Annotated in this window: 10 protein-coding genes; all 10 read left to right on the forward strand. The window is 45.3% G+C overall.

The features are described from left to right. Positions 1–117 precede the first annotated feature (117 nt). The 10 genes from HLM86_RS16650 (at position 118) to nosR (ending at position 12,287) form a co-directional block, all read left to right on the forward strand. Positions 118–2,343 (forward strand): TonB-dependent siderophore receptor, encoded by a 2,226-nt coding sequence (locus HLM86_RS16650; RefSeq protein WP_076587748.1) that lies wholly within the window; start codon positions 118–120, stop codon positions 2,341–2,343. Next, entirely contained in the window at positions 2,333–3,301 is a 969-nt protein-coding gene (locus tag HLM86_RS16655) for a GNAT family N-acetyltransferase (protein ID WP_076587750.1), read from the forward strand. Before HLM86_RS16650 ends, HLM86_RS16655 begins: the two co-directional genes overlap by 11 nt. 68 nt (positions 3,302–3,369) lie before the next feature. After that, positions 3,370–4,662: a lysine N(6)-hydroxylase/L-ornithine N(5)-oxygenase family protein gene (locus HLM86_RS16660; protein WP_170883390.1), complete on the forward strand. Its 1,293-nt coding sequence runs from the start codon at positions 3,370–3,372 to the stop codon at positions 4,660–4,662. Between the two features lie 203 nt (positions 4,663–4,865). After that, positions 4,866–5,336 carry a DUF2127 domain-containing protein gene (locus HLM86_RS16665; RefSeq protein ID WP_076587754.1) on the forward strand — a complete coding sequence of 157 codons (471 nt, stop codon included), beginning with the start codon at positions 4,866–4,868 and terminating at the stop codon, positions 5,334–5,336. A 567-nt stretch (positions 5,337–5,903) separates the two neighbouring features. Next, positions 5,904–7,055: an HDOD domain-containing protein gene (locus HLM86_RS16670; RefSeq protein WP_170883388.1), complete on the forward strand. Its 1,152-nt coding sequence runs from the start codon at positions 5,904–5,906 to the stop codon at positions 7,053–7,055. Positions 7,056–7,063: 8 nt separating this feature from the next. After that, positions 7,064–7,432 (forward strand): response regulator, encoded by a 369-nt coding sequence (locus HLM86_RS16675; protein WP_076587760.1) that lies wholly within the window; start codon positions 7,064–7,066, stop codon positions 7,430–7,432. Then, positions 7,429–8,013, forward strand: a complete 585-nt coding sequence (locus HLM86_RS16680) for a chemotaxis protein CheX (protein WP_076587762.1) — start codon at positions 7,429–7,431, stop codon at positions 8,011–8,013. Before HLM86_RS16675 ends, HLM86_RS16680 begins: the two co-directional genes overlap by 4 nt. A gap of 12 nt (positions 8,014–8,025) precedes the next feature. Continuing rightward, the gene (locus HLM86_RS16685) at positions 8,026–9,333 is read left to right on the forward strand and encodes a sensor histidine kinase (RefSeq protein WP_076587764.1); all 1,308 of its coding nucleotides are present in this window, start codon (positions 8,026–8,028) and stop codon (positions 9,331–9,333) included. 18 nt (positions 9,334–9,351) lie between these two features. Continuing rightward, a complete protein-coding gene (locus HLM86_RS16690; RefSeq protein WP_170883386.1) occupies positions 9,352–10,977 on the forward strand; it encodes an EAL domain-containing response regulator in 1,626 nt (541 codons plus the stop codon). Then, positions 10,974–12,287, forward strand: a complete 1,314-nt coding sequence (gene nosR, locus HLM86_RS16695) for a response regulator c-di-GMP phosphodiesterase, NosR family (protein ID WP_076587768.1) — start codon at positions 10,974–10,976, stop codon at positions 12,285–12,287. Before HLM86_RS16690 ends, nosR begins: the two co-directional genes overlap by 4 nt. Positions 12,288–12,302 lie beyond the last annotated feature (15 nt).

Raw genomic sequence — 12,302 nt, forward strand, 5'->3', positions numbered from 1 at the left:
TTTACAGATTCCATTTTATCGCAAAACTGGTACACTCACACAATAAATACAAATGATAATGCTTATCATAACTATTAGTGTAACGTTCGGTAAAGATAGACGTTTAAGGAGAAACATATGAATCGACAGTTTATGCTGAATCCAGCAGCGCTCGCCATCACGTGTGCCCTCGCAGTGGGTGTAGCGCACGCGCAAGAAGATGAAACCGTGGTTGTTATTGGTCAGCAGGATGACAGTTCGGTCGGTCCGGATTTCAGTTATCTGGGTCAGCAAAGTCGCACCGCAACCAAAACGGATTTAGCGGTTCATGAAACACCACGATCGGTATCTGTGGTCACACGTGAGCAGATGGATGATCGTGCTTCAATCAGTATTTCAGATGCGCTTCAATATACACCGGGTATTCAAGCCAATCACTATGGTGATGACAACAAACAAGACTGGTTTGTTGTGCGTGGTTTTACCCAAGCTGGCACGGGTTTGTATCAAGATGGAACACGCTTGTATTCAGCGGGTTTTTACAGCTGGCAGATAGACCCATTTGGCTTAGAGCGGGTAGAGATTTTACGTGGTCCAGCGTCAGTACTCTATGGACAAAACCCACCAGGTGGCTTGATTAATACCGTGAGTAAACGGCCCCAATTTGACGGTGGCTCCGGTCAAGTATCGGTTGAGTACGGTTCGTACAACCGGACTCAGCTCAGTTTGGATGTTAACCGAGAAATTAATGATGATGTCGCCTTTCGTCTCGTGGCAATGGGTCGACAAAATGGTACTAAGGTCGACAATGTAGAGGCTAAACGCATTTTGGTTGCCCCTTCTCTTCTCTGGAACATCAACGATCGCAATACCATTACGTTTTTGGCTAACTACCAGAAAGACGACTCAGATCCTTACTTGCAGTTCTTGCCCATGGAAGGGACTCTAACCAGTAATCCAAATGGAAAAATTGCGGATAATGTAGCGTTGGGTAACCCAGACTGGGAAAAATTTGAACGTGAACAACTGTCGTTCGGTTATGAATTTGAGCATGAGTTTAGTCACGCCCTTCGCTTTGGTCAATCGGCTCGGTATAGCCGGATGGAAGTTGACGTAAAGCAAATGTATTTTGCGGCCTATGCTGCTGATACCCAATTGAGTGGGTTGCTTGACCCAACGAGCGCAAGAGACACGATTGTGCGCGGCGCGACAACTGAGCAGGGCCACTCTGACGCGTTTAATATTGATAATCGCTTAATATATACATTTGAAACTGGCGCTTTTCAACATACTTTGTTAACGGGTTTGGATTATCAAAGGATCAAAATTGAGGGGCAAGATTATGCGTCCGACCCTTTGGTCGCTGACGGCAATGCTAGTGTTGATCTGAGCCTCGCAGGGTTGGGCGTTGTCGCCGAACCGAGGTTCAATATTTATAACCCGAGTTACACAAACAATGTGGTTTTGATTAATTCGTCGAACTTTTCGACGTTATCGGATGCTGATTTGCAAACGACAATAACAGAGAATCAGCAGGTTGGTTTTTACATACAGGATCAGGTCCGCTACAACGATTGGGTGCTGCAGGCGGGGGTGCGCTACGATGATACGTCAAACAAACAAAGCAACCAGTCAACCGGTACAACTTATCAGGCAGATTACGAAAAGTGGACGTCAAATGCGGCGGTAGCGTATGTAATGGACAATGGTTTTACGCCTTACATCAGTTATGCCCAGTCCTTTGAGCCTGTGATAAAAACGACCAATAATCAGGCGGCCAGTCCGGAGCGTGGTGAAGCGATCGAAGCCGGCATCAAATACCAACCCAGCAGTTTCGATGGGTACTTTAACCTGTCTGTGTTTGATGCAACCAAAAAAGATGTCGTTCAAGTGAGTGGCACTGAAGTTAAGCAAATTGGTGAAATTCGTAACCTTGGGGTCGAGTTGGAAGCGGTAGCCAATGTGACTCAGTCATTAACTTTGATTGGTAATCTTTCTCACATTGACTCAGAAATCAAAAAAGACAATAACGCGGCGAATATTGGTCATAGACCAGCGCAAGTCGCCGATATTCTGGCCACGGCGTGGGCCAAATACCAGTTCTTTGGTGGCACCTTTGATGGCTTGACTCTAGGTGGTGGTGCTCGTTATACCAGTGATACCTATGCTGACAATACCGGCCAGAATCAAGTGCCTTCATATACCCTTTATGATGCGACCATCAGTTATCGTCTTGAAGACTACAAGCTTCAGGTCGCGGCGAAAAACATTTTTGATAAAGAGTATATTTCTACCTGCAGTAACTCGATCTGTTACTACGGTGATCGCCGAAACATTATTGCGAGCCTTAGCTATGACTGGTAATTCCCTCATCCGAAACGCTTTACTAGATGGACAGAGTATTCAGCAACAGGGTGATAAATGTTGCATCAACGTTGGTCGTGGTGAACTGATTTTAGAGAAACACACGACCGGTGATTGGCATCTTGCTCATTGTCAGGTTAGCGACCAAGATCTCATTCCTGCTTTGGTTCTCGCGTTGGAACATCGTTTGGACATTCGGTGTATCTATCTTGGCGATAGTGTGTATTCGCCCCTCTTGGATTTTGTCTATGTCAGTCAACAAGGGCAGCGATTTATCTGGCGTGAAACCCTTATGCAGCTCCCAGAACTGTGGTTGAGCCAACGTCGTTGTGCGTTGCCTCACAAACAAGTTTTAGCGCCCAACGGTTACCATCCGATGCGTCCAAAGCCGCAAAAAGGGCCCCTCTATCGTCGTTACATCCCTGAGTTGGAAAGCACTCTTTCTTTGGTTGGATTGGATGTTGATCAGCACGCTAGATTATTCTCAAAATGGCAGAACAGTCCGCGGGTAGCGGCATTTTGGGAACAAACCGGTTCTTTGGATGAACACACGGCTTATCTTGAGGAGCAGGTGGCGAATGACAAGAATCAACTGCTAATGGTGTGCCTAAACGAGCAACCTTTCGCGTACATTGAAGCCTACTGGACCAAAGAAGATCGTATATCACCTTACTATGAAGCGGGTGATTATGACCGCGGTATTCACATGCTTGTCGGTGAACAGGAACACCGCGGTGCGCATAAAGTGGCCGCTTGGCTACCTTCAGTGTGTCATTTCCTGTACTTATCCGATCCTAGAACACAAAAAATTGTCAGTGAGCCGAGAGCAGATAACAGTAAGATGATCGGTTATTTGCACACCTACGGCTTTGCTCAATTAAAGCAATTTCATTTCCCTCACAAACGGGCAGCGCTGATGTGTCAGTTGAGAGATACCTTTTTTAGTGATTGTTTTTAACATCTTGACCCAAGCGGGTACTTTACGCGAAGAGCCAAAGGGCTCAAGGAAATATACGAGGTACAAAAATGACAGACCAGATTCAAGAATATGATGTGCTTGGCGTGGGCTTTGGTCCGGCCAACCTGTCAATCGCCATTGCTTTGGAAGAGACGGCTCAAAAACAAAACCTGAGTTATTGCTTTTTGGAGCAAAAATCTCATTTTGAATGGCATGGCGGTATGTTGCTCGATGGCACCAGAATGCAAATATCCTGTCTTAAGGACTTGGTTACGCTGAGAAACCCCACGAGTCCATATTCATTTGTCAATTATCTGCATGCTCATGATAGGTTAAGCTCGTTTATCAATCTTGGCTCGCTTCATCCTTCACGGGTTGAATTTAACGACTACCTCACTTGGGTCGCGAAACAATTTGAATCCGTTGTGACTTATGCGCAACGTGTTGTCTATATTGAGCCGATTGAACAAGACGGTGAAATCACGAAAGTTCGGGTGATCTCGACGGATATTCACGGCAATCGCACGATACGTCTTGCTAAGAATCTTCTTATCGGTATGGGAGGGATGCCAAAGCTACCAACACTGTTCAGTGGGTTAGAAGATGAGAACGTTATCCATTCATCGCAGTATAAAGTGTGGCGAGAAACCTTCGATAAAGGCGCGACCCCACCCAAAATTGCCGTGGTTGGCGCTGGGCAAAGTGCCGCAGAAATTTTTGTTGACTTGACCAATCGATATGGCGATGGGGAAGTCCATCTCGTCAACCGCAATTTTGCCTTGCATCCTGCGGATGATAGTGCGTTTGTGAACGAAATTTTCGACCCAGAGTTTACGGACCATGTTTACTCAAGGACAGAAGAAGAGCGCAAGAAGGTGTTGTCGCGATTCAATGGGACCAATTACTCAGTGGTTGATACCGAAGAGCTTAGTGCTATCTATGAGCGTCTGTATCTACAAAAAGTAACAGGAGAAGGTAAACACCAACACTTGCGTTGTTATGATATTCAAGAAGTGGGTCAAAAATCGGGCAAAATTTCTCTTCGATTTAGCGATCGGATTCATTCCCAGCAAAGCTGGCAGGATTATGACGCGGTTGTATTGGCCACGGGGTATCGATATGATCAGTTTAACCAGATGTTGGATAAACTCGAGCCACTGATGTTGAGTCAACAAGTTGAGCGGCATTATCGATTACCCATGAAGTCATCGTGCAAGGTCAACGTCTTCTTACAAGGCTGCTGTGAGTCTTCACATGGACTAAGTGATACTTTACTGTCAGTACTGGCGATACGTTCAAAAGAGATTGTGGATTCTCTGTTTGATAATATTCACGTAGAGCGGGAAAATATCAACGCCTAGTGATGTGAAATCAGAAAAACCGCAATCTTAAGATTGCGGTTTTTTCATTTTAAATGAGGGGGTTGCGTTACGTAAGGAAAAGTGTAGTAAAAAATTGACATTGTCTTCAAATAACCGCAGCAAAAAATGGTTATGTTATAGGTGTTGATTTTTGTACGAGGCTCTCTAGCTTGACACCACATTCAGTAAAATCAGGCCTTAAAATGATAGCGCTCTTAGAAGGCGTTAAAGGGTTATTGTCCTTGATTGTCGCCATTGGTTTACATACGTTGGCAGGACAAAACCTGCAACAATGGGCGGAGTCGTTAGTTTTACATGCGCATCTTAATCCCGCCCACCACCTGCCGGGTATCTTTATTCAGGCAATGGAAAAGGTGCCTCAAGATAATATCCCTCTGATCATCTCCGGTGCCATAGCGTATACAGTACTACGATGGTTAGAAGCTTATGGATTATGGAGAGGGCAACGTTGGACTGAATGGCTGGCATTGGTCAGCAGCGCGCTTTACATTCCCTTTGAAATTTATGGATTAGTTTATTACCCAAGCCTACTTGGGTTTTGTGTACTGTTCGTCAACCTCGCCATTGTCATCTATATTGCAAGATCATTGTTTGCCCAATCGGTTGAAGGGACGTGTGATAAATCTTACCCCGCAGCGCCTTCGTCGAGCTAAGAGGAGGCATGTTTCTCTCGCGTTATCGCACATGGCTTTTTTCTTCACTCAGGCTGTATCTCCGGCGCGCCTATCTACTCACTGCGGGTATTGACATTTTTGGACTAGAACCCACTTTAATGCGTGGGGCCGCTTTCTATTTTTGTCTCAGACCAAAGAAAACAGCCCTAAAAAAGCGAGTGGATCTGCCTTTGACATCACCGCGGCTGTGAAATGCAACTCAATTCATTTGAGCTTCAAGCTCTGCTCTGTCCTCAGAGACGAGACTGGCCTTTTTGACTCTATTCATAACGATTCCCTCAGTAACAAATATGTGACAGGTTCGACTTTTTGTGGGTTTCTCTAAGGGTTTGTATAGAAATCAAAGCAGTAAATTAGCCAATTTTTGCCTCGTTCAAATTATTATTGTCAATAACTCTGCATTGCGTATCTCTTATAGTGATTTCTTAGTGCTTTCTGTTACAAAACCGCTTTCTTCGACTATGCTCAAGTTAAGCAACTGAGTTTACGCTTGAAGTTGACAGCGTACTCCGTAAGGACTTAGCGCAACGGTATAAGCGAGTAGTTATGACAGAGAACACCTTCCATGTCCTGTACATAGATGACGACGAGCTGATGCTCAAAGCCGTTGGCCGTGTCATTAGGCGCCTGAAACCAGACTGGACGTTAACTCTGATTCAAGATTCCGCTCATTGGCTCGACCATACCGTGACACATTCTATTTCACCGGACTTAGTTGTGAGTGATTTAGTCATGCCGGAGATCAAAGGCGACGAACTGCTGGTGCAAGTCAGTCAGCACTTTCCAAGCAGCATTCGAGCGTTGATCACAGGAGATACTTCGATTGAAATTAATGCATTAACAAGTTCTTGGACTCACTTTATTTTACCAAAACCCTTTACTGAGAAAGATTTCGAGCAAGTGTTGAACTGTGCAGAGCGCCTAAAAAAATTGCCATTTTCGGAATCTTGCCGAAAGCTGCTTTCTGGTATTGAGTGTTTGCCCGTGCTGCCCAGTATTGTACGCCAGTTGCAACGATGTGCTGACGACGATATGTGTAATGGTAAAGCGTTTTCTTCGATTGTTGCCAATGAACCTTCACTCGCAGGCCAAGTAATTAAAGCCGCAAATTCCGCCTATTGGGGTTTTGAAACGAAAACGACTGCGCTTGATACCGCGATCAGCCGGTTGGGGATGACGGCAGTGAGTGGTTTCGCTGTGGCGATGATGAGCCATCGCTCTTTTAAGAAAGTGGCTAAGGAGCAACATAACGAGATCGTTGGACGATATCAGCGTCTTGCGAGCGTCTCTGTTGGCCTTGCGAACCAACTTGGTTGGGAGAAAGAGCGTCAGGAGAAACTGTATTTGGTGTGTTTGCTATCATCCATTGGTGAGTTGACTCTTGTCGAGATGGGTGATCAGAAAGAGCGTGACTCGGCCCCTTACTTAGACGTCAAAAATGGCTATCAGGATCGGCTAGTCATTTGTGCTTATGTCCTGATTCTTTGGGGTTATGATCTGGGTTTTGCTGAATCTGTTCTGAGTTTACAAACTGCGGAAATCAATCATGCGCCCCATGAATGGGCGATCAATCAAGTGGTGCTGTTCTGTGAGTCTTTGCTCGACGCTCAGGCTCAACAAGCGTTACCAGTCTGGTTAGACGCTTTGCCCCAACAAACAAGAATTCTAATTACCCCACTTTTAACGTTGGAACACTAGGAGGCGCTATGTCAACGGTTTCGATTACTATTGTTGATGATTCGAAGATGTCCAGAAAAGCAGTGATGCGCGCATTACCGCCAGAGCTGCATGAGAACGTACACGAGGCATCAAATGGTGTAGAAGCATTGGAAAAATTTCAAGAGGGTAAGGCCGATGTGATGTTTTTGGACCTGACAATGCCTGTGATGGATGGGTTTGAGGTCCTGTCAGAACTAAAAAAACGAGCGGCACGCAACTTTGTTTTTGTGATCAGTGCGGATATTCAGCCTACCTCTCAGGAAAAAGTGATGGAGTTGGGGGCTGTCAAGTTTTTGAAGAAACCATTAGACGCGTCTATGCTCAAAGATCTTCTGCATGAGGTGGGGTTGATATGAATCAAACACTGACGGATGATCACGAGGATTCTTTGAAAGAACTCCTCAATATATCGATGGGGCAAGCCGCTTGTAAGTTGGCGACGTTATTGAGTTACCCTGTCACTCTTACGATACCGAGTATTGATACGGCTTCCCCTGACCAATTGATGGAAATGTTTGGTGATATCAAACAGAACTATTACACCCGTCAAGCTTTCTTTGGTCAGATGTCTGGTGAGGTGATTACGCAGCTGACCAAGCAAGGCGGTAAGGCGATTGCAGGCGACTTACTTGCGCTAGGTGAAGGAGAGATGGTCGATAATCAAGCAATGTTTGACAGTCTCTTGGAAATTTCAAATATTTTGTCAGGCGCGAGTTTAAGAGGATTATGTGAGCAAATTGAACTGGAGACCCGAACGCAGCCCCCGGTGATGTATTCTCCTGACCGACAGCCCATTCCGAGTAACAAGTGGAAACAGGCGATCGTTTTGCATGTGTCTTTCTTGATAGAATCCGCCAGTTTTGAAACAAAGACCATCATTTGTTTTGCAGAAGATGGGTTCGACGTCATTCTTAATCGCCTGAATGAATGGTTATAACGGAGTGATTCTATGAAGGCAAAGCTTGCCCTGTCTGATCTACTGAACCAACTTTCAGTCGCCGTTTGTATTGTTAGAAAAGATTATCTAATCGTCATGGCGAACAGTTATTTTCAGACACGTTCAGGCATGGCGAAAACGTCTTTGGTCGGCCAAAGCGTGTTGTCGGTTTTTTCACAGTGCTCGTCATTACTCAAACGTAAAATTGATACGGCGTTCGTGATAGAATCCCCGAGCTTCTCCTCATGGGAGCAGGTGCCTCATGTCTTTCCTTTTCAATCCTCTCGTCAAGTGTCTGGGCAAGAAGAAGAAATGTTTCAAGATATCGAATTTATTCCTATCCACAGTCAAGATGGCTCCCTTGATCACGTTTGTATTTGTGTGTACGACTTAACCGCACAAGCTTGTCAGCAGACCGAACTTACAGCACTGTCTAAACGGTTGCACCGAGAGCAGAATGAACTCAAAGAAGTATTGGTTAACCTCAAGAGCGCCCAGAGCCAGTTACTTCAGTCAGAAAAAATGGCGTCGATTGGTCAGCTTTCTGCGGGTATTGCTCATGAAATCAATAATCCCTTGGGCTTTATTACGTCGAATATTCAAACACTCGACGATTATTTTCGTAAAATTTCTGACGCAATGACCACCTTAAACTCGGCGATTGATCAATCAGGCAATGATGACTTAATTGCTCAAAAGAAAACACTGTTAGAAAAATCACAACTGACTTATGTGTTAGAGGATGTCTCGGACTTAATTTCAGAATCTTTAGAAGGCTCTTCACGGGTAATGGCTATCGTCAAAAATCTCAAAGAATTCTCTCACGCTGATGATTCGGAATGGCTATACAGTGATATACGCGAGGGGCTTGATTCTACCCTGCGCATCATTAACAACGAGATCAAATACACGTCCAAAGTCGAAATTGATTATGACCCCGAGATACCCAGTGTTTATTGCCAGCCAATGCAGCTGAATCAAGTATTTCTCAATCTACTGGTGAATGCCAGTCAGGCGATTGAAGACAGTGGTGTCATTCATGTGTCGGTGAAGCCGTTCGAAAATGAACAAATCCAAGTCAAGATAAGAGACAACGGCTCAGGTATCCCAGAAGAAAATCTAGCGTCGATTTTTGAGCCGTTTTTTACGACCAAGCCTGTAGGGGATGGAACGGGGCTGGGGCTGTCGGTTTCCTATGGGATCATCAACGCCCACAATGGCTTAATTGAAGTAGAGAGTGAGCTAGGGGTCGGTACTACATTTACTATCACGTTACCGATAAACAAAACCACGTCTGATGAAGTGGAAGCGGTTAACTGATCGATAGGACACATTGCTATGGATTTTGCGGAAATACTGGTTGTCGATGATGAGAAAAGTATTCGTAACGCGTTGTGCCGAGAGCTTAAACACAAAGTGGCAGTCATTCACACGGCTGAAAGCGCGTTAGAAGCCTTAAATGTGCTAGAGCAGCATTCAGTCGACCTCATCATTACTGACTATCGAATGCCTGCGATGACAGGCACAGAGTTGTTAAAAGAGGTTAAGCATAAATACCCTTACATTCCAGCCATTATGCTGTCAGGACAAGCGGATTTTCGTGGGGTCACCGAGGCGATTAATTCAGGCGTTCTCCACCACTACGTTGACAAGCCTTGGGACCCAGAACAGCTTGAAGCGGTCATATGTAAAACACTCTTGCAGCACGAGACGGAACAAGATCATCGCACCAGCATGAAACCAGAGCGTGAACTGAATCGATGTCTCGCTATGCTGCCTGAGTTATCGCCCAAAGGGCGGCCTTGGTTACTCATGATATTGGATATTGCGAATACCGCGGCATTTAATCGACAACATGGTAAAGCGTCGGGCAATACGCTGATACAGTATGTTGCCAAACAGTTATGCGGCAATGATGGCATCGATTGGTATCGTAGTGATGATAAGTTTATGACGTTGGTCGAGTATTCGGCGCAAGGTTATTTGTTTGTGAATCGAATCCTAGAGCAGGTAGATCATATCAGTCAGCATCACATTCATGAATTTTCCGTACATTGCTACATGAGTGAAGCGCGTTATTGGCCTTGTTATAGTTTTGAACAGTTTTCAAGCATGAAGTCGAACGTGCATGCGATCTCAAAGCAGTTATTTTGGTTGTTGCACAATGATAATCAGGATATTGCGGAGGAGTATTGTGAGTTGGGCACCCTGATTGGCGATCTCGACAATGGCCGTGTCGAGGCGTTTTTTCAGCCGCAAATGACGTTAACTAATGGTGAAATTAATTGCTGTGAAGCCTTGGTGCGCCGACGCCTCGACGACAACTCTTACCAGAGCCCTTGTGAATTTTTACACGTGATCAGTAAATACGAATTAGATGATTTGTTAGCGACGACAATGGTGAAACATGCGGTCAACATGTTACAACGTGTCTCCCAACAAGGGCGGTTAAAAATTAGCATCAATGTGTCAGCCAAACAATTGATCACAGGCTTTGTCTATCAGCTACTGTGTGACATGGAGGCCGAGCGGGGAATCTCAATGTCTGACATAGAAGTGGAAGTGGTCGAAACTGACCAAATCTATAATTACCCTCAAGCATTGCAGCAAATAGAAAAGCTGCATGCGAAGGGGATTACCCTCGCTATTGACGATTTTGGTACGGGCTATTCGGGCTTCGAGTATCTTTGTGAGCTGCCTTTTGATGTGGTTAAAATTGATGGGCGTTTTGTGAAAGCGCTTGGGAATAATGTGTCCGATGAAGTGATTCTTGCGTCCATTACCAACAGTGCCCAATCGCTGAATATGGAGGTGGTTGCTGAATGGGTCGAAACGCGAAAGCAGGTTGATTACTTGAAACGAAGAGGGTGTACGCGGATTCAGGGTTACATCGTAAGCCCCCCATTGCCCATGGACGAATTTTTGTACTTTTTAGACAATCGTGTTGCAGGAGTAGATTTATGAGTGAGGATGAAAGTAGCCCAACCGCTGAAAAACTGAACCTGTTGCTGCTTGATGATGAAACGGACATTTTAAAATCACTGACTCGCGTCTTGCGGTACGATTATCAGGTCGTGTCATTCAGTAATGGTCAGGAAGCGCTTAAACATTTGGAGTCAAACGAGGTATCAATCATCATTTCTGACATGAGAATGCCGGAAATGGACGGAGCGGAATTCTTGACCAAGGCTCGTGAAATTTGCCCCCATTCGATTCGCTTTTTGCTGACCGGATACAGTGATATGGAATCGACAATACGCGCGGTTAATGACGGCGGAATACATACCTATATTGCTAAGCCTTGGGACAATGAAGGTCTCAAACTGACCTTGTCCAAAGCCTCCGAGTTGTTTGAACTGCGCAGACAGAAACAAGAACTGACGGATGCGTTGCAAAACAAAAATCAAGAGCTGAGCGACTTAAATGGTGCGTTGGAAGACAAAGTTAAGCAGCGCACCGCCGCTTTACAAGAATCCAATAAAAAAATGGAAGCACTATTAAGCAGCCGGACGCGAACATTCAAAGATATCTTATCGGCGCTATCGGCCATTATTCAGCATGCGACGGGTCAGCCACATCAGCAGAGTGAAAGAGTGGCTGAATATTCAAAGTTGATTGCGATTCGTATGGAAGCCCCTGAGTCAGAGGTGACACACTGTTACCTGAGTGCACTGCTTCACGAAATTGGTCTCATCGGTCAGACGGAAATCATTCAAGAGGTCGAAGAGCCACAAGAAGGCGCCCCAGAAGGCGCTCAGATTCGTTTGGCACCGCCAGCGAATGCCCAAGTTGGAGCGAAAATTATTGGCCAGATTAAACGTTTTACCCCCTTAGTCGAGATCATTCGTCATCAAGACGAAAACTTCGATGGCACGGGCAGCCCGCAACACCTTTCAGGGGATGATATCCCTTTGGGGGCACGGATCCTAAGAGTGGCAAAAAACTATGATTTTTTTGTGTCTAGTCCCCAAAATACGGCACGGATAAAACCCAGTAGTGCACGGGTGTTTATTAAACAACACGCCGGCACTCTTTATGACCCGAAGGTGGTGACCATATTTTTGGAACTATTGGAAAATGCGGATGAGGAGTCTGATGTTGATTTATGTGTTGGCCTTGATGAACTTAAGATTGGTTCGGTTCTAAAACAAGATGTTTATCATCCGAATGGACAAATGATGCTCTCTGCGGGTCAGGAAATCAATGAGGCCTTGCTCAATCGTCTAAAACTGATAGAGGAATCCGTCGAAGTGCCGATTGCGGTGTACATCTAGTTTGGGGAACAAAGG

The sequence above is a fragment of the Vibrio ostreicida genome, from assembly GCF_013074385.2.
Lineage (GTDB): Bacteria > Pseudomonadota > Gammaproteobacteria > Enterobacterales > Vibrionaceae > Vibrio > Vibrio ostreicida.

Coding starts and splice junctions, on each gene's coding strand:
- HLM86_RS16650 (WP_076587748.1), top strand. CDS start 118: ATGAATCGACAGTTTATGCTGAATCCAGCAGCGCTCGCCATCACGTGT.
- HLM86_RS16655 (WP_076587750.1), top strand. CDS start 2,333: ATGACTGGTAATTCCCTCATCCGAAACGCTTTACTAGATGGACAGAGT.
- HLM86_RS16660 (WP_170883390.1), top strand. CDS start 3,370: ATGACAGACCAGATTCAAGAATATGATGTGCTTGGCGTGGGCTTTGGT.
- HLM86_RS16665 (WP_076587754.1), top strand. CDS start 4,866: ATGATAGCGCTCTTAGAAGGCGTTAAAGGGTTATTGTCCTTGATTGTC.
- HLM86_RS16670 (WP_170883388.1), top strand. CDS start 5,904: ATGACAGAGAACACCTTCCATGTCCTGTACATAGATGACGACGAGCTG.
- HLM86_RS16675 (WP_076587760.1), top strand. CDS start 7,064: ATGTCAACGGTTTCGATTACTATTGTTGATGATTCGAAGATGTCCAGA.
- HLM86_RS16680 (WP_076587762.1), top strand. CDS start 7,429: ATGAATCAAACACTGACGGATGATCACGAGGATTCTTTGAAAGAACTC.
- HLM86_RS16685 (WP_076587764.1), top strand. CDS start 8,026: ATGAAGGCAAAGCTTGCCCTGTCTGATCTACTGAACCAACTTTCAGTC.
- HLM86_RS16690 (WP_170883386.1), top strand. CDS start 9,352: ATGGATTTTGCGGAAATACTGGTTGTCGATGATGAGAAAAGTATTCGT.
- nosR (WP_076587768.1), top strand. CDS start 10,974: ATGAGTGAGGATGAAAGTAGCCCAACCGCTGAAAAACTGAACCTGTTG.